Source organism: Enterobacter sp. MEB024 (assembly GCF_030209635.1).
In the GTDB taxonomy this organism is placed as follows: Bacteria; Pseudomonadota; Gammaproteobacteria; order Enterobacterales; family Enterobacteriaceae; genus Enterobacter; species Enterobacter ludwigii.
Genome location: NZ_JARVRQ010000006.1, coordinates 497,523 through 514,730, shown reverse-complemented (window position 1 = coordinate 514,730; position 17,208 = coordinate 497,523). Strand labels below are relative to the sequence as shown.

Here is a 17,208-nt window from a genome sequence, read left to right as displayed (position 1 = left end):
CTGTTATTAGCCTTCGTCTTTTTTGTCGTCAACCAGCGGGCTGGCGTCGTGCTCGGCGTCGATCTCTTCTTGGGACAACGGTGCAGGTTCTGCCACCGGTGTTACGAAGGTTTCGGTAGAGACGGCCAGCGGCTGACCCAGTTTGGTGACCGACAGGCTTTCAAGCTGTTCGGCCAGCTTAACTTTACCCGGTGCAAACAGGTTGATAACGGTTGAGCCCAGCTTGAAGCGACCCATCTCCTGACCTTTCAGCAGGGCGACAGAGCCTTCTTCTTCACCGGCAGGCCAGGTCCAGCGCTTGATCACGCCTTCACGTGGTGGGGTGATGGTGCCAGCCCAGACGGTTTCAATGCTGCCGACAATGGTCGCGCCCACCAGAATCTGCGCCATAGGGCCGAATTCAGTATCAAACAGGCAGATGACGCGTTCGTTACGGGCGAACAGGTTAGGTACGTTCTGCGCCGTGAGGTGGTTCACGGAGAACAGATCGCCCGGAACGTAGATCATTTCACGCAGGATGCCGTTGCACGGCATGTGCACGCGGTGATAGTCGCGCGGTGAGAGATAGGTGGTCGCGAAGGTCCCGTTACGGAACAGATCCGCCATCAGGTAGTTACCTGCCAGCAACGCTTCCAGGCTGTAGTTATGGCCTTTCGCCTGCAGGATTTTGTCGTCTTCGATGTTACCCAGTTGGCTAATCACGCCATCTGCAGGCATCACCAGCACGTTAGGGTCCGTATTCAGCGGGCGCACGTCGTCGCGCAGTGGGCGGACGAAAAACTCGTTGAAGGTGCGGTAGCTGGCGGTATCCGGCTTCTGCGCCTCTTTCATGTCGACCTTGTAATATTTTACGAAAAGGTCGATGACCAGTTTGGTCAGCCAGCCCGCTCGTTTGCTCGCGCCCCAGCCCGCCAGGCGAGTGAGCCACAGTTTCGGCAGAATGTATTGAAGCGAAAGTTTAAATGAGTTTAACAAGGTAGCCTCCAGGCCATTGTTTTGTCGTTCCTGATCCGGCCGCAAAGCGCCGGAACCTGAAAAAAGGGGACGATTTTAGCGATGCTTAGCTTAGTTGTCAGTTATCAGAATCAGAAAAGTTTTTACGCGTTTTTACCTGATCCATGCTCTCGAGAATGCGGTGGTAGTTTTCAAAGCGGGTCTCCGCTATTTCGCCTTTCTCGACTGCTTCACGGATAGCGCAGCCCGGGTCATTGTCATGTTTACAGTCGCGGTATTTGCAAGCGCCTAAATAATCATGGAATTCGACAAATCCGTTGAAGATTTGTTCCGGCTCAAGGTGCCACAAACCGAATTCACGCACGCCCGGGGAGTCAATGACATCGCCGCCGTGCGGGAAGTGATACAGGCGTGACGCGGTTGTGGTGTGCTGGCCCAGGCCAGAAACATCAGACACATCGTTGGTCACGATCTCTTGCTGGAGGCCGAGAAGGTTGTTCAGCAGGCTCGATTTGCCCACACCGGACTGTCCCGCAAAGATGCTGATGCGATCGGTAAGCGCCTCTTCAAGCGGTTTCAGACCATCTTTGGTATAGCTGGAAACCATCAGAACGCGATACCCAATGTTACGGTAGATATCCATCTGCTCGTTGACGAAGTTCATACCGTCTTCATCGAGCAGATCGATTTTGTTGAGTACGATGATCGGTTCAACCTGCAGCGTTTCACAGGCGACAAGGTATCGGTCGATAATATTGAGCGAAAGTTCGGGCAAAATCGCCGAGACGATAACGATCTGGTTAATGTTGGCTGCGATAGGTTTAACCCCGTCGTAGAAATCGGGACGGGTCAGTACCGACGTACGCGCGTGGACCGCCTCAACGATGCCTTTTACCGTGACGCCTTCCGCCGCTTCTTTACCCGGGCGCCAGACCACGCGATCGCCGGTTACCAGAGAACGAATCGTCCGGCGGATGTTGCAGCGGTGAATCTCACCGTTGGCGGATTCCACGTCGGCGTGCATACCGAAACGGCTGATGACGATGCCTTCCATCGGTTCGCCAAACAGGTTGTCGTCGTAATCGACCTTCTCCGAAGTGGTTTTAAGACGGCGCTGGTGATTGGCATTCACACGGCGCTGCTGCCCTTTGGAGAGTTTATTTTTACTCAATCGCGCTGGCTCCTGGTCGCCCGTAAGGGGCAAAACCTCTATGATACACTCTAATTAATACTAGTTAACCTGCTACAGCCGGTTATGCGAGAAGGGTGGAAAATAACATGAGCGCGGATGAAAACAACCTGATTTGGATCGATCTTGAAATGACCGGGCTGGATCCCGAGCGCGATCGCATTATTGAGATTGCAACCCTGGTGACCGATGCCAACCTGAATATTCTGGCGGAAGGGCCGACTATCGCGGTTCATCAGTCCGACGACCAGCTTGCGTTAATGGATGAGTGGAACGTGCGCACCCATACGGGGAGCGGGCTGGTGGAGCGCGTTAAGGCCAGCACCATGGGCGATCGCGAGGCGGAGCTGGCAACGCTTGCGTTTCTGAAACAGTGGGTTCCGGCGGGCAAATCACCTATCTGCGGTAACAGCATCGGTCAGGATCGCCGTTTTCTGTTTAAGTACATGCCGGAGCTGGAGTCTTACTTCCATTACCGCTATCTGGATGTGAGCACCCTGAAAGAGCTGGCGCGTCGCTGGAAACCGGAAATCCTGGATGGCTTTAAAAAGCAAGGAACGCATCAGGCCATGGACGATATCCGTGAGTCCGTGGCCGAACTGGCGTATTATCGCGAGAACTTTATTAAGCTGTAATTCAGGCGGTTGCCGGGGGCGTTGCGCGTTACCCGGCCTAAAGAACGCATGAATGGTGTAAAAACGTGCAAAGCGATGAATATTCCATCACTTGAACTGAATTTCACAAAAAACGCTTTTAGGGGGGTTGCAGCTAAACGGATTTCTCGTATAATGCGCCTCCCGTAACGACAGAGAAATACGCGTTACGATAGCAACAAAAGCAGTGCAAATTTGCGGGAATAGCTCAGTTGGTAGAGCACGACCTTGCCAAGGTCGGGGTCGCGAGTTCGAGTCTCGTTTCCCGCTCCAAAATTTGAAGGTGCTTCTAAAGCACAGACCACCCAAGCGGGAATAGCTCAGTTGGTAGAGCACGACCTTGCCAAGGTCGGGGTCGCGAGTTCGAGTCTCGTTTCCCGCTCCAAAATTTGAAAGTGCTTCCACAGCACGGACCACCCAAGCGGGAATAGCTCAGTTGGTAGAGCACGACCTTGCCAAGGTCGGGGTCGCGAGTTCGAGTCTCGTTTCCCGCTCCAAATTCTTATCATCTCCAGATTATCCACAGCGGAATGCTTCGTTGGGGACATTTTCTATTGCATCTGAAATACTCTTGTGAACAGAGTTATCCACAGAAGCCCTACTCAGTTACAGACCAGAAGAAAATTAGCAGGGTGAATAATATCTTCTTAACATACTGAATTTAATGAAGTAAATTTCATTTCAAAATGTTATTTAGATCACTTGACCTCATTGCCAGCCCCGATGGCGCTTGAGTTTTTATTTTTATTCACAGGCTGTGAATATATCAAGCATCCCGTACAAGCCCTTTTTCAATCACTCTCACCAGCCGTTGTTTCTTCGGCAGCTGCACCTCGACAACGCAGGCATTACGCTTCTCGATTTGCTGCGCAATCGCCCATTCTATGTGTTCATCAAGAAGTGGGTGCTCACCTCTGCGACTTTCGAGCGCCTGAATATTGGCTTCATCCCAGGGCGCATTGCCCAGCGCAACGGCGACATTTCGTAACCAGCGCAGATGCCCAATACGCCGAATGGCGGATCCTTCGGTGACTTTCAGGAACCAGTCCTCACTCCAGGCGAAGAGCTCGATAAGCTGAGGCGCATGAAGCGCTTTACGAGGACTGAAATCGTCTTCATCCGTAAGCTGCGAGTAACGATTCCAGGGGCAGATCAGCTGGCAGTCATCGCAGCCGTAGATACGGTTCCCGATAAGCGGACGGAATTCTTCCGGTATCGCCCCTTCGAGTTCAATGGTGAGATAGGAGATGCAGCGGCGCGCATCCACCGTATAAGGCTCAACGATGGCACCCGTCGGGCAAATGGTCATGCAGGCCACGCAGCGCCCGCAACCTTCCTCTACCGGACCATCTACCGGCAGCGGCAAATCTATGAGCAGTTCACCGAGGAAAAAGAACGATCCGGCGTCGCGGCTAAGGATAAGTGAGTGCTTACCTGTCCAGCCAAGCCCGGCTTTTTCTGCTATCGGGCGCTCAAGAACAGGCGCAGAGTCTACAAACGGTCTAAAATTCAGCGACACACAGTGCTGCTGAATAGTTTCCCCGAGTTTTTTTAAACGGTTACGCAGAAGCTTATGGTAATCACGACCCAGGGCGTACCGGCTGACGTAACCAAGTGCGGGATTTTTTAACGTGCGAGCAAACGCCGCGTTGGCGGGCAGGTAGTTCATGCGTACGCTGATGACGCGTAATGTACCGGGCAACAGCTCGTGTGGGCGGGCACGCATCATGCCATGACGCGCCATCCACTCCATTTCGCCATGGTATTGTTTATCCAGCCATGCCTGCAGTTTCGGCTCGCTGGCGGAGAGGTCGGTATCGGTGATACCCACCTTCTGGAAGCCAAGCTCAGCACCCCACTGTTTAATTTTTTGCGCTAATTCATTGAGATCGAGGGGCTGTGACATGACGGACCATACTGTGAAGAAAAACCCCGAAAGTATACCACATTCCATCTGGCATGCGGATGACCTCCGGCACGCCGAAAAAGAGGCCGCAGACAGCCTCGGCATTACCCTGTATGAACTGATGCAACGCGCGGGTGAAGCGGCGTTTAACGTTGCCCGCACGGCTTACCCTGAATCGTCGCACTGGCTGATTTTATGCGGACACGGCAATAACGGCGGTGACGGTTATGTCGTTGCCCGGCTGGCGGTTGCCGCCGGGATCCACGTGACGTTGCTGGCGCTGGAGAGCGATAAACCGCTGCCAGAAGAGGCCAGTGCGGCGCGGGAAGCCTGGCTGAACGCGGGCGGTGTTATACATGCCACCGATATCGTCTGGCCGGAAGAGATTGATGTGATTATTGATGGCCTGCTGGGCACCGGGCTTCGCAGTGCGCCGCGCGACCCGGTTGCCACCCTGATTGCACGTGCCAATGCCCACAGCGCGCCGGTGGTGGCCCTGGATATACCTTCTGGCCTGATGGCGCAAACCGGCACGACGCCGGGCGCGGTGATTCAGGCCGCGCACACCGTTGCCTTTATCGCCCTGAAACCGGGGCTGCTTACCGGTAAAGCGCGGGATGTCACGGGAACGTTGCACCATAACGCACTGGGGCTGGAGAGCTGGCTTGCCGGGCAGGAAACCCACGTTTCGCGCGTTGATGCTTCGCTGCTGGCACAGTGGCTACCGCCGCGCCGCCCGACGTCCCATAAAGGCGATCACGGCAGGCTGGTGATCATTGGAGGTGACCACGGTACGGCGGGGGCTATCCGCATGACGGGGGAAGCGGCATTGCGTTGCGGTGCTGGCTTAGTGCGGGTACTGACGCGCATCGAAAATAGTGCGCCAATTATTACGGCTCGCCCGGAGCTGATGGTGCATGAATTGACGCCGCAGTCGCTTGAAGAGAGTCTCGAATGGGCAGATGTCGTGGTCATTGGCCCGGGGCTTGGGCAGCAGGCCTGGGGGAAACAGGCCCTGCAGAAGGTCGAGAATTTTCGTAAACCGATGCTGTGGGATGCCGACGCGCTGAACCTTCTGGCAATCAATCCTGATAAGCGTCACAATCGCATTCTGACGCCGCACCCCGGCGAAGCCGCGCGCCTGCTTAACTGCAGCGTGGCAGAAATTGAAAGCGATCGCTTACTTTCTGCCCGGCGTCTGGTAAAACGTTACGGAGGTGTTGCCGTTCTGAAAGGGGCAGGAACCGTTGTCGCCAGCGACGAGGCACTGGGCATTGTCGATGCCGGAAATGCGGGCATGGCGAGCGGCGGAATGGGCGATGTGCTTTCCGGCATCATTGGCGCATTGCTTGGACAGAAACTTCCCCTTTATGATGCAGCCTGCGCTGGCTGCGTGGCCCATGGTGTCGCGGCGGATAAGCTGGCGGCACGTTACGGTACACGCGGAATGCTGGCCACCGATCTTTTTTGCACGCTACGGCGTGTTGTTAACCCGGATGTGATTGACGTAGAAAATGACTAATCGAGCGATTTCTTTACCTGATGAACAAGCCACTTTAGATCTTGGCAAACGCGTGGCACAGGCCTGTCAGGGGGCAACCGTCATTTATCTGTATGGTGATTTAGGTGCGGGTAAAACCACCTTCAGCCGGGGTTTTCTGCAGGCGTTAGGCCATAAAGGCAATGTGAAAAGCCCAACCTACACGCTGGTAGAACCGTACACCCTTGAAAATCTCATGGTGTACCACTTTGATTTATACCGCCTTGCGGATCCCGAGGAGCTGGAATTTATGGGGATCCGTGATTATTTTGCCAATGATGCCATCTGCCTGGTGGAGTGGCCGCAACAAGGTGCGGGTGTGTTGCCTGACCCGGATGTCGAAATTCACTTAGATTACCAGGCACAAGGGCGTGAGGCACGCATCAGTGCTGTTTCCTCATCAGGTAGTTCCTTACTGGCGCGTCTGGCCGGTTAAGCGTAGGGATGACGGGATGATTAGTCGCGTTAAAGGTTGGTTATTGGCTGCCACGGTGCTGCTGTGCGCGCAGGCCGGGGCGGCAAGCCTCTCGGATATTCAGGTGTCGAACGGCGAAAGCCAGGCCAGGATCACATTCAGCTTTATGGGCGATCCGGAATATGCTTTTTCACAGCCAGACAGCCACAGCGTGGCGCTGGATATCAAACAAACCGGGGTTATCCAGGGGTTACCGCTCCAGTTCAGCGGCAATAATCTGGTTAAAAGCATTCGTTCCGGCTCGCCAAAAGATAGCCAGTCATTGCGTCTGGTGGTCGACCTAACCGAAAAGGGTAAAACCAGAGCGGTTAAACAGCAAAACGGTGCGAATTATACGGTGGTCTTTACCATCAACGCTGACGCCCCTCCGCCGCCTCCGCCTCCACCTGTGGTGGCGAAACGCGTGGAAGAGCCGGTATATACCCCGCGCCCATCTGAACCGGCACGTAATCCGTTTAAAACGGACAGCGACCGCATTACCAGCGTTACCAGCAGCAATACCGTGACGCGGCCGGCGGCCAGCGCACGTCGCGCGGTCAGCGGTGATAAAGTGATTATCGCCATTGATGCGGGGCACGGCGGTCAGGATCCCGGCGCAATTGGCCCGGGCGGTACGCGGGAGAAAAATGTCACCATCGCGGTTGCCCGTAAGCTGCGGACGCTGCTAAACGACGATCCTATGTTTAAAGGCGTGCTGACGCGCGACGGCGATTACTTTATCTCGGTGATGGGCCGCTCGGATGTGGCACGTAAGCAAAATGCCAATTTCCTGGTGTCCATTCATGCGGATGCCGCGCCAAACCGTAACGCCACGGGAGCCTCAGTGTGGGTGCTGTCAAACCGTCGGGCGAACAGTGAAATGGCAAACTGGCTTGAAGAGCACGAGAAACAGTCCGAACTGTTAGGTGGCGCGGGTGATGTGCTGGCAAACAGCCAGGCCGATCCGTATCTCAGCCAGGCGGTGCTGGATTTACAATTCGGTCATTCCCAGCGCGTCGGGTATGATGTCGCCACAAATGTATTGAACCAGCTGCAGGGCATCGGGTCATTGCACAAGCGCCGTCCGGAGCATGCGAGCCTTGGCGTTCTGCGATCGCCGGATATTCCATCGATTCTGGTGGAAACGGGCTTTATCAGTAATAACGCTGAAGAACGCCTGCTGGGCAGCGACAGCTATCAGCAGCAAATTGCCGAAGCGATCTATAACGGTCTGCGTAAATACTTTGATGCGCATCCGCTGCAGTCCGCGCCACAGGGCGGTGCCGCCCAGACGGCCAGCGCAGCGCAGCCAGGTGAGATGACCGCGACCAACTAAGGAGAATTCATGCCGATTCAGGTTCTACCGCCGCAGCTCGCGAACCAAATCGCCGCCGGTGAGGTGGTGGAGCGCCCTGCATCGGTGGTGAAGGAGCTGGTAGAAAACAGCCTTGATGCGGGGGCCACCCGCATTGATATTGATATCGAACGCGGCGGCGCAAAGCTGATTCGCATTCGTGACAACGGCTGTGGAATTAAAAAAGACGAGCTGGCGTTAGCGCTGGCGCGTCATGCCACCAGTAAAATTGCCTCTCTTGATGACCTGGAAGCGATCATTAGCCTCGGTTTTCGCGGGGAAGCGCTGGCCAGTATCAGCTCCGTTTCCCGCCTCACGCTCACCTCCCGTACCGCTGAACAGCAGGAAGCCTGGCAGGCGTACGCCGAAGGGCGTGATATGGACGTGACGATTAAACCAGCGGCGCACCCGGTCGGTACGACGCTGGAAGTGCTGGATCTGTTTTATAACACCCCCGCCCGACGCAAGTTTATGCGTACCGAAAAAACCGAGTTTGGGCATATCGATGAGATCATTCGTCGCATTGCCCTGGCGCGGTTTGACGTGACCATTAACCTTAGCCATAACGGCAAAGTCATGCGCCAGTACCGCGCCGTGGTGGAAGGTGGGCAGAAAGAGCGCCGCTTGGGCGCTATCTGCGGCGTACCGTTCCTCGAGCACGCGCTGGCCATTGAGTGGCAGCATGGCGATCTGGCCATGCGCGGCTGGGTGGCTGACCCCAACGCGAGCAGCGCGGCCTTCGCTGAGATCCAGTATTGCTACGTGAACGGCCGCATGATGCGTGACCGCCTCATTAACCACGCCATTCGTCAGGCCTGTGAAGATAAACTGGGCGCAGATCAGCAACCCGCGTTTGTGCTCTATCTAGAAATCGATCCTCACCAGGTGGACGTTAACGTCCATCCTGCCAAGCATGAAGTGCGGTTCCACCAGTCACGTCTGGTGCATGATTTTATCTATCAGGGCGTGCTGAGCGTATTGCAACAGCAGGCTGAACCGACGCTGCCGCTGGAAAAAGAAGAACCCGCCCCGCGCGCGTTTCCGGAAAACCGTGTTGCAGCGGGCCGGAACCATTTTGCTGAACCTGCCGTGGCGCGTGAGCCGGATGCCCCGCGTTTCTCTGCTGCGGGTAGCACACCGCGCCCAACGGGAGCGAACTATCCAAACGCCCAGCCTGGCTATCAAAAACAGCAGGGAGCGTTGTACCGCAAATTGCTGGAAACCCCCGCGGTGGAGCGCAAAGCGCCTGTCGCGGTGCCAGCGCCTTCGCTGGACGGCCACAGCCAGAGTTTTGGCCGGGTTCTGACGATTATCGCACCGGATATGGCGTTGCTGGAGCGCGAAGGCCACGTGATGCTTCTGGCATTGCCGGTGGCGGAACGCTGGCTTAAACAAGTGCAGCTTACTCCGGGTGAAAACGCGGCCTGTGCACAACCGTTGCTGATCCCCGTTCGGCTAAAAATATCCCCTGAAGAAACAGGGGTACTGCGTCGCGCAGAGGCCCTGTTGGCGCAGATGGGCATTGAAATGGTGCTCGAACCACAACATGTGACCATTCGCGCAGTGCCTTTACCCTTACGCCAACAAAATTTACAAAACTTGATTCCTGAACTGATAGGCTACCTGGCGCAGCAAACGTCGTTTGATGCCGCCAACACCGCGCAGTGGATCGCCCGCCATCTGGCAAGCGAACATACGCCGTGGAGTATGGCGCAGGCCATTAGCGTGCTGGCGGAGGTTGAACGCCTTTGTCCGCATCTGGTGAAGACACCGCCAGGTGGGTTATTACAACCTGTTGATTTACAAACGGCGATGAATGCCCTGAAACATGATTGACGTAAGCAAGGCGAGCCTGCCAAAGGCGATTTTTTTAATGGGCCCTACGGCCTCCGGCAAAACGGCACTGGCCATTGAGTTGCGTAAAGTTTTGCCTGTAGAGTTGATTAGTGTCGATTCTGCCCTTATCTACCGAGGGATGGACATCGGCACGGCGAAGCCTGACGCAGACGAACTGCGTGCGACACCGCATCGTTTGCTGGATATTCTCGACCCGGCTCAGGCATACTCCGCAGCGGATTTCCGCCGCGATGCGTTAGCCGAGATGGCCGAGATAACGGCGGCGGGACGTATACCGCTGTTGGTTGGCGGAACCATGCTTTATTTCAAGGCGTTGCTGGAGGGGCTTTCACCTCTGCCATCAGCGGATCCGGAAGTAAGAGCAAAAATTGAGCAGCAGGCGGCAGAGCAGGGATGGGACGTTTTGCATAAGCAACTGGCCGAGATTGACCCGGTTGCCGCAGCACGGATCCATCCAAATGATCCGCAAAGGCTTTCCCGGGCACTGGAAGTTTTTTTCATTTCGGGTAAAACTTTAACGGAACTGACGCAAACGTCAGGAGACGCTCTGCCGTATCAGGTGCATCAGTTCGCCATCGCCCCGGCGAGCCGTGAACTGCTCCATCAACGAATTGAGCAGCGTTTTCATCAGATGTTAGCTTCAGATTTTGAAGCAGAAGTGCGGGCGCTATTTGCCCGTGGAGATTTGCATACGGATATGCCTTCCGTTCGTTGTGTGGGATACCGCCAGATGTGGTCATATCTTGAAGGCGAGATTTCATATGATGAAATGGTTTATCGAGGTGTTTGCGCCACGAGACAGTTAGCGAAGCGCCAGATCACCTGGTTGCGCGGTTGGGACGGTGTTCACTGGTTAGACAGTGAAAAACCGCAACAGGCGTTAAACGAAGTGATTGAGGTTGTTGGTGATATCGCTCACTGAATGTGTACAATTGAGTCGTATCGTGCGCAATTTTTTCAGAATCGCAAGGTTCTAAGTACAAAACAAGCATATAAGGAAAAGATAGAATGGCTAAGGGGCAATCTTTACAAGATCCGTTCCTGAACGCATTGCGTCGGGAACGTGTTCCAGTTTCTATTTATTTGGTGAATGGTATTAAGCTGCAAGGTCAGATTGAATCTTTCGATCAGTTCGTGATCCTGTTGAAAAACACGGTCAGTCAGATGGTCTATAAGCACGCTATTTCTACAGTTGTTCCGTCTCGTCCGGTATCCCATCACAGCAATAACACTGGCGGCGGCACGGGTAGTAACTACCATCATGGCAGCAGCGCGCAGGGTTCTTCTTCTCCTGCGCAGGACAGCGAAGATACCGAATAAGGTTTCGGGCTGTTATCCACACGGGGAGCCAGGGATCCTGCGTTCCCCGCTGATCTTTTTTGAGGAATTTACGCTTGTTTGACCGTTATGATGCCGGTGAGCAGGCGGTGCTGGTACACATCTATTTTACGCAAGACAAAGATATGGAAGACCTCCAGGAGTTTGAATCTCTGGTCTCTTCCGCCGGTGTCGAAGCAATGCAGGTGATTACCGGTAGCCGTAAAGCGCCGCACCCAAAGTATTTTGTTGGTGAAGGTAAAGCAGTTGAAATTGCGGATGCCGTAAAAGCAACCGGCGCGTCAGTCGTGTTGTTTGATCATGCGCTGTCTCCGGCTCAGGAACGTAACCTGGAACGTCTTTGCGAATGCCGTGTTATCGATCGCACGGGTTTGATTTTAGATATTTTCGCTCAACGTGCGCGTACTCACGAAGGTAAGCTGCAGGTTGAGCTGGCGCAGTTGCGCCATCTGGCAACGCGGCTTGTGCGTGGCTGGACCCACCTTGAAAGACAAAAGGGCGGGATTGGTTTGCGCGGTCCGGGTGAGACCCAGCTTGAAACCGACCGCCGTCTGTTGCGTGGCCGTATTACCCAGATCCTTTCACGTCTGGAACGCGTTGAAAAACAGCGTGAGCAAGGACGTCGGGCGCGATCGAAAGCTGACATCCCGACGGTGTCGCTGGTGGGGTATACCAACGCCGGTAAATCCACCCTGTTTAACCAGATTACTGAGGCCCAGGTTTATGCCGCAGACCAGCTGTTTGCGACCCTGGACCCCACATTGCGTCGTATTGACGTCGCCGACGTCGGTGAAACGGTGCTGGCGGATACCGTAGGGTTTATCCGTCACCTGCCGCATGACCTGGTGGCTGCGTTTAAAGCCACCCTGCAGGAGACGCGTCAGGCGACCCTGCTGCTGCACGTCATTGATGCTGCAGACGTTCGCTTGCAGGAGAACATCGACGCGGTAAACGTGGTGCTCGACGAGATCGACGCCGACGACATCCCAACGCTGTTGGTGATGAACAAGATCGATATGCTGGAGGATTTTGAGCCGCGTATCGACCGAGATGAAGAGAACAAACCGATTCGGGTCTGGCTTTCCGCTCAGACCGGTATTGGTGTGCCACTGCTTTTCCAGGCTTTGACAGAACGTCTTTCCGGTGAGGTAGCCCAGCACACGCTGCGATTGCCGCCACAGGAAGGCAGGCTGCGCAGCCGGTTTTATCAGCTTCAGGCGATAGAAAAAGAGTGGATGGAGGATGACGGCAGCGTGGGGATGCAGGTGCGTTTGCCGATCGTTGACTGGCGTCGCCTCTGTAAACAAGAACCTGCGCTGGTCGACTATATCGTCTGATCAGAAAGGGGATGCCTGAATAATTCGCCCTTGCATAACAAATATGGAGCATATACATGGCGTGGAATCAGCCCGGTAATAACGGACAAGACCGCGACCCGTGGGGAAGCAGCAATAATCAAGGCGGCAACTCTGGGGGAAATGGCAACAAAGGTGGTCGCGAGCAGGGGCCACCGGATCTGGATGATATCTTCCGCAAGCTAAGCAAGAAGCTTGGTGGCCTTGGCGGAGGTAAAGGTTCTGGCTCTGGTGGAGGTTCCACTCAGGGGCCGCGCCCGCAGTTAGGGGGCCGCGTGGTGGGCATTGTTGCCGCTGCCGTGGTGATCATCTGGGCTGCCAGTGGGTTCTACACCATTAAAGAAGCGGAACGCGGTGTGGTCACCCGTTTCGGGAAGTTCAGCCATCTGGTTGAGCCAGGTCTGAACTGGAAACCGACTTTCATTGACGACGTGACCGCGGTGAACGTGGAGTCTGTCCGTGAACTGGCGGCGTCCGGCGTGATGCTGACCTCCGACGAGAACGTTGTGCGCGTTGAGATGAACGTCCAGTACCGCGTCACCGATCCGCAGCACTACCTGTTTAGCGTGACCAGTGCAGATGACAGTCTGCGCCAGGCCACAGACAGTGCGCTGCGCGGTGTGATCGGTAAATACACCATGGACCGCATTCTGACCGAAGGTCGTACCGTTATTCGTAGCGATACCCAGCGTGAGCTGGAAGAGACCATTCGCCCGTACAACATGGGTATCACCCTGCTGGACGTCAACTTCCAGGCTGCTCGTCCGCCGGAAGAGGTGAAGGCCGCGTTTGATGACGCGATTGCCGCCCGTGAAAACGAACAACAGTACATCCGTGAAGCGGAAGCGTACACCAACGAAGTTCAGCCACGTGCTAACGGTCAGGCGCAGCGTATTCTTGAAGAAGCGCGTGCGTATAAAACCCAGACCGTCCTGGAAGCTCAGGGTGAAGTGGCGCGTTTCGCGAAGATTTTGCCAGAATATAAAGCGGCTCCGGAGATTACCCGTGAACGTCTTTATATTGAGACCATGGAAAAAGTGCTGAGCCATACGCGTAAGGTACTGGTTAACGACAGCAAAGGTGGAAACCTGATGGTACTGCCGTTGGATCAGATGCTGAAAGGCGGTTCGGCGCCGGCGGCAAAGGCGGATACCAGCGGTGCCAACAACCTGCTGCGTCTGCCACCTGCGGCATCCGGTAGCTCAAGCGCCACAACCACGCCTTCTTCGAACGATGGTGACATTATGGACCAACGCCGTGCTAACGCGCAGCGTAACGACTACCAGCGTCAGGGGGAATAAGGATGCGTAAGTCAGTTATTGCGATCATCATCATCGTATTGGTCGTGCTTTATACCTCTATCTTTGTGGTGAAAGAGGGCGAGCGTGGAATTACCCTGCGTTTTGGTAAAGTTCTGCGCGACAGCGAGAACAAGCCGCTGGTGTTTGAGCCGGGCCTGCACTTTAAAATGCCACTGATTGAATCGGTGAAAACGCTCGACGCCCGTATCCAGACCATGGATAACCAGGCCGACCGTTTCGTGACCAAAGAGAAGAAAGACCTGATCGTTGATTCCTACATCAAATGGCGTATCAGTGATTTCAGCCGCTACTACCTGGCAACGGGCGGTGGCGACGTTTCTCAGGCGGAAGTGCTGTTGAAACGTAAGTTCTCTGACCGTCTGCGCTCTGAGATTGGTCGTCTGGATGTGAAAGACATTGTTACCGACTCCCGTGGTCGTCTGACGCTGGAAGTGCGTGATGCGCTGAACTCCGGTTCTGCAGGAACCGAAGACGAAGTCACCACCCCGGCAGCGGATGATGCCATTGCCAAAGCGGCAGAACGCGTTCAGGCTGAAACCAACGGCAAAGTGCCGGTGATCAACCCGAACAGTATGGCTGCTCTGGGTATCGAAGTGGTCGATGTCCGTATCAAGCAGATCAACCTGCCAGCGGAAGTGTCCGAGGCGATTTACAACCGTATGCGCGCCGAGCGTGAAGCGGTAGCCCGTCGTCATCGTTCACAAGGTCAGGAAGAGGCGGAGAAACTGCGTGCGGCAGCGGATTACGAAGTGACCAAGACGCTGGCAGAATCTGAGCGTCAGGGCCGTATTCTGCGCGGTGAAGGGGATGCCGAAGCGGCAAAACTGTTTGCCGATGCCTTCAGCCAGGATCCCGACTTCTACGCCTTTATCCGTAGCCTGCGTGCTTACGAGAACAGCTTCCAGAGCAACCAGGATGTGATGGTGCTCAGCCCGGACAGCGATTTCTTCCGTTACATGAAGACGCCGGCTAACGCAACGCGATAAACTCAGGCCAGTTTGAGTATTCAAACCACCGCTCTCAACGGAGCGGTGGTTTTCTTTTATAAGGATGAAAAATGAATTCAACGATTTGGCTTGCGCTGGCTCTGGTTCTGGTGCTGGAAGGCCTTGGACCGATGCTTTATCCGCGTGCATGGCGTCGGATGATAGCCTCTCTGAGCCAGTTGCCGGATAATATTTTGCGCCGATTTGGGGGCGGACTTGTGGTTGCCGGCATCGTTATCTACTACATGTTGAGGAAAACGATTGGCTGATCAAAAAGTAATCTGGTTTGGCGTATTTTGAGGTCAAAAAGTGCTGTATATCTGAAAAAGCGATGGTAGAATCCATTTTTAAGCAAACGGTGATTTTGAAAAAAATGGGTAACAACGTCGTCGTACTGGGCACCCAATGGGGTGACGAAGGTAAAGGGAAGATTGTTGATCTTCTGACTGAACGGGCTAAATATGTTGTACGCTACCAGGGCGGTCACAACGCAGGCCATACTCTCGTAATCAACGGTGAAAAAACCGTCCTCCATCTTATTCCATCAGGCATTCTTCGCGAAAACGTCACCAGCATCATCGGTAACGGCGTTGTGCTGTCTCCGGCTGCTCTGATGAAAGAGATGAAAGGTCTGGAAGACCGTGGTATCCCCGTTCGCGAGCGTCTGCTGCTCTCCGAAGCCTGCCCGCTGATCCTTGATTATCACGTGGCGCTGGACGTAGCGCGTGAAAAAGCGCGTGGCGCGAAAGCGATCGGCACGACCGGTCGTGGTATCGGCCCGGCTTATGAAGACAAAGTTGCTCGTCGCGGTCTGCGCGTGGGCGATCTGTTTGATAAAGAGACGTTCGCTGAAAAACTGAAAGAAGTGATGGAATATCACAACTTCCAGCTGGTGAACTTCTATAAAGCTGACGCTGTTGACTACCAGAAAGTGCTGGATGACGTCATGGCGATTGCTGACATTCTGACCGGTATGGTTGTTGATGTGTCCGATCTGCTGGACCAGGCGCGCAAGCGTGGCGATTTCGTCATGTTCGAAGGTGCGCAGGGTACGCTGCTGGACATCGACCACGGTACCTATCCGTACGTCACCTCCTCTAACACCACCGCGGGTGGCGTTGCGACCGGTTCTGGTCTGGGTCCACGTTATGTGGATTACGTTCTGGGCATCATCAAAGCTTACTCCACTCGCGTGGGTGCGGGTCCATTCCCGACTGAGCTGTTTGATGAAACCGGCGAGTTCCTGTGCAAGCAGGGTAACGAGTTTGGCGCGACCACCGGTCGTCGTCGTCGTACCGGCTGGCTGGACGTGGTAGCCGTGCGTCGCGCAGTACAGATTAACTCCCTGTCTGGTTTCTGCCTGACCAAACTGGACGTGCTGGACGGTCTGAAAGAGGTGAAACTCTGCGTAGGCTACCGTATGCCTGATGGTCGCGAAGTGACCACCACTCCGCTGGCTGCGGATGACTGGAAAGGCATCGAGCCAATCTACGAAACCATGCCAGGCTGGTCTGAAACGACGTTCGGTGTGAAAGAGCGTAGCGGTCTGCCGCAGGCAGCGCTGAATTACATCAAGCGTATTGAAGAACTGACCGAAGTGCCGATCGACATTATCTCTACCGGCCCTGATCGTACTGAAACGATGATCCTGCGCGACCCGTTCGACGCATAATCTTCGTGACTGCTGGCCTGCGGGACAACCCGCAGGCTGGATACGCGTCGCGCCATCCGGCGAACGCTCCTCGATCTCCGCTTTTTCGCCCCGTCTGTCAAATAAATTAGCCGCTTACTATCTGGCTGGTTTATCATCATTAATGAATATCTGTGCGGTTTATCCGCGTTTTCCCTTTTTCCTGAGGTTGATGTGCAGTTAACAAGTTTCACCGATTACGGCTTACGCGCGCTGATTTACATGGCGTCGTTACCCGATGGGAAAATGACCAGTATCTCTGAGGTTACAGAGGTATACGGTGTGTCCCGTAATCATATGGTCAAAATAATCAATCAACTTAGTCGTGCCGGATACGTTGCTGCCGTCCGCGGGAAGAATGGTGGGATCCGTCTCGGTAAACCGGCGCAGAGTATTCGTGTTGGGGATGTGGTACGTGAACTGGAGCCATTGTCTCTGGTGAACTGCAGCAGCGCGTTCTGCCACATTACGCCCGCTTGTCGCCTTAAACAGGCACTTTCTCTGGCCGTGCAAAGTTTTCTCAAGGAACTGGATAACTACACGCTGGCCGATTTGGTTGAAGAGAATCAACCACTTTATAAATTATTGCTGGTGGAATGAAGAAAATTTC

At 54.8% G+C, this 17,208-nt stretch carries 16 protein-coding genes and 3 tRNA genes; 16 read left to right on the top strand and 3 right to left on the bottom strand.

Annotated features, from left to right (window positions below; all coding sequences use genetic code 11):
• Window positions 1–6 precede the first annotated feature (6 nt).
• Together asd and rsgA are read right to left on the bottom strand one after the other, a co-directional pair.
• Window positions 7–975 carry an archaetidylserine decarboxylase gene (asd, locus tag QRN24_RS14060; protein ID WP_047355587.1) on the bottom strand — a complete coding sequence of 323 codons (969 nt, stop codon included), beginning with the start codon at window positions 973–975 and terminating at the stop codon, window positions 7–9.
• 97 nt (window positions 976–1,072) lie between these two features.
• A complete protein-coding gene (gene rsgA, locus QRN24_RS14055) occupies window positions 1,073–2,125 on the bottom strand; it encodes a small ribosomal subunit biogenesis GTPase RsgA (RefSeq protein ID WP_020882951.1) in 1,053 nt (350 codons plus the stop codon).
• A gap of 107 nt (window positions 2,126–2,232) precedes the next feature.
• Between rsgA and orn the strand changes: the two genes are divergently transcribed.
• From orn to QRN24_RS14035, 4 genes are all read left to right on the top strand, one after another.
• Window positions 2,233–2,778, top strand: a complete 546-nt coding sequence (orn, locus tag QRN24_RS14050; RefSeq protein WP_025206260.1) for an oligoribonuclease — start codon at window positions 2,233–2,235, stop codon at window positions 2,776–2,778.
• A 215-nt stretch (window positions 2,779–2,993) separates the two neighbouring features.
• Window positions 2,994–3,069, top strand: a tRNA-Gly gene (locus QRN24_RS14045).
• 36 nt (window positions 3,070–3,105) lie between these two features.
• Window positions 3,106–3,181, top strand: a tRNA-Gly gene (locus QRN24_RS14040).
• A 36-nt stretch (window positions 3,182–3,217) separates the two neighbouring features.
• Window positions 3,218–3,293 (top strand) — tRNA-Gly (locus QRN24_RS14035).
• Between the two features lie 269 nt (window positions 3,294–3,562).
• On the opposite strand, the gene queG is transcribed toward QRN24_RS14035, so the two are convergent.
• Window positions 3,563–4,702: a tRNA epoxyqueuosine(34) reductase QueG gene (gene queG / locus QRN24_RS14030; protein WP_284942821.1), complete on the bottom strand. Its 1,140-nt coding sequence runs from the start codon at window positions 4,700–4,702 to the stop codon at window positions 3,563–3,565.
• On the opposite strand from queG, the gene nnr reads away from it, so the two are divergent.
• The 12 genes from nnr to nsrR all read left to right on the top strand — a co-directional run bounded on the left by nnr (window position 4,701) and on the right by nsrR (window position 17,198).
• Window positions 4,701–6,224: a bifunctional ADP-dependent NAD(P)H-hydrate dehydratase/NAD(P)H-hydrate epimerase gene (gene nnr / locus QRN24_RS14025; protein ID WP_025206258.1), complete on the top strand. Its 1,524-nt coding sequence runs from the start codon at window positions 4,701–4,703 to the stop codon at window positions 6,222–6,224. The genes queG and nnr overlap by 2 nt on opposite strands.
• Complete coding sequence (gene tsaE / locus QRN24_RS14020) at window positions 6,217–6,678, top strand: tRNA (adenosine(37)-N6)-threonylcarbamoyltransferase complex ATPase subunit type 1 TsaE (protein ID WP_020882947.1); 462 nt, start codon at window positions 6,217–6,219, stop codon at window positions 6,676–6,678. Before nnr ends, tsaE begins: the two co-directional genes overlap by 8 nt.
• Before the next feature lie 16 nt (window positions 6,679–6,694).
• The gene (gene amiB, locus QRN24_RS14015; RefSeq protein ID WP_014168308.1) at window positions 6,695–8,032 is read left to right on the top strand and encodes an N-acetylmuramoyl-L-alanine amidase AmiB; all 1,338 of its coding nucleotides are present in this window, start codon (window positions 6,695–6,697) and stop codon (window positions 8,030–8,032) included.
• Between the two features lie 9 nt (window positions 8,033–8,041).
• Window positions 8,042–9,886, top strand: a complete 1,845-nt coding sequence (mutL, locus tag QRN24_RS14010; RefSeq protein WP_284942820.1) for a DNA mismatch repair endonuclease MutL — start codon at window positions 8,042–8,044, stop codon at window positions 9,884–9,886.
• Window positions 9,879–10,829: a tRNA (adenosine(37)-N6)-dimethylallyltransferase MiaA gene (gene miaA, locus QRN24_RS14005; RefSeq protein ID WP_284942819.1), complete on the top strand. Its 951-nt coding sequence runs from the start codon at window positions 9,879–9,881 to the stop codon at window positions 10,827–10,829. The genes mutL and miaA overlap by 8 nt, the downstream gene beginning before the upstream one ends.
• A gap of 86 nt (window positions 10,830–10,915) precedes the next feature.
• Window positions 10,916–11,227: an RNA chaperone Hfq gene (hfq, locus tag QRN24_RS14000; RefSeq protein WP_014168311.1), complete on the top strand. Its 312-nt coding sequence runs from the start codon at window positions 10,916–10,918 to the stop codon at window positions 11,225–11,227.
• Between the two features lie 74 nt (window positions 11,228–11,301).
• Window positions 11,302–12,582, top strand: coding sequence for a ribosome rescue GTPase HflX (gene hflX, locus QRN24_RS13995; RefSeq protein WP_020882944.1), 1,281 nt, complete (start codon window positions 11,302–11,304; stop codon window positions 12,580–12,582).
• Window positions 12,583–12,638: 56 nt separating this feature from the next.
• A complete protein-coding gene (gene hflK / locus QRN24_RS13990; RefSeq protein WP_014168313.1) occupies window positions 12,639–13,901 on the top strand; it encodes an FtsH protease activity modulator HflK in 1,263 nt (420 codons plus the stop codon).
• Window positions 13,902–13,903: 2 nt separating this feature from the next.
• Window positions 13,904–14,908 (top strand): protease modulator HflC, encoded by a 1,005-nt coding sequence (hflC, locus tag QRN24_RS13985; protein WP_014168314.1) that lies wholly within the window; start codon window positions 13,904–13,906, stop codon window positions 14,906–14,908.
• A gap of 71 nt (window positions 14,909–14,979) precedes the next feature.
• Window positions 14,980–15,177: a DUF2065 domain-containing protein gene (locus QRN24_RS13980; RefSeq protein WP_014168315.1), complete on the top strand. Its 198-nt coding sequence runs from the start codon at window positions 14,980–14,982 to the stop codon at window positions 15,175–15,177.
• A 104-nt stretch (window positions 15,178–15,281) separates the two neighbouring features.
• Window positions 15,282–16,580: an adenylosuccinate synthase gene (locus QRN24_RS13975; RefSeq protein WP_025206256.1), complete on the top strand. Its 1,299-nt coding sequence runs from the start codon at window positions 15,282–15,284 to the stop codon at window positions 16,578–16,580.
• 192 nt (window positions 16,581–16,772) lie between these two features.
• Window positions 16,773–17,198: a nitric oxide-sensing transcriptional repressor NsrR gene (gene nsrR / locus QRN24_RS13970; protein ID WP_014168317.1), complete on the top strand. Its 426-nt coding sequence runs from the start codon at window positions 16,773–16,775 to the stop codon at window positions 17,196–17,198.
• Window positions 17,199–17,208 lie beyond the last annotated feature (10 nt).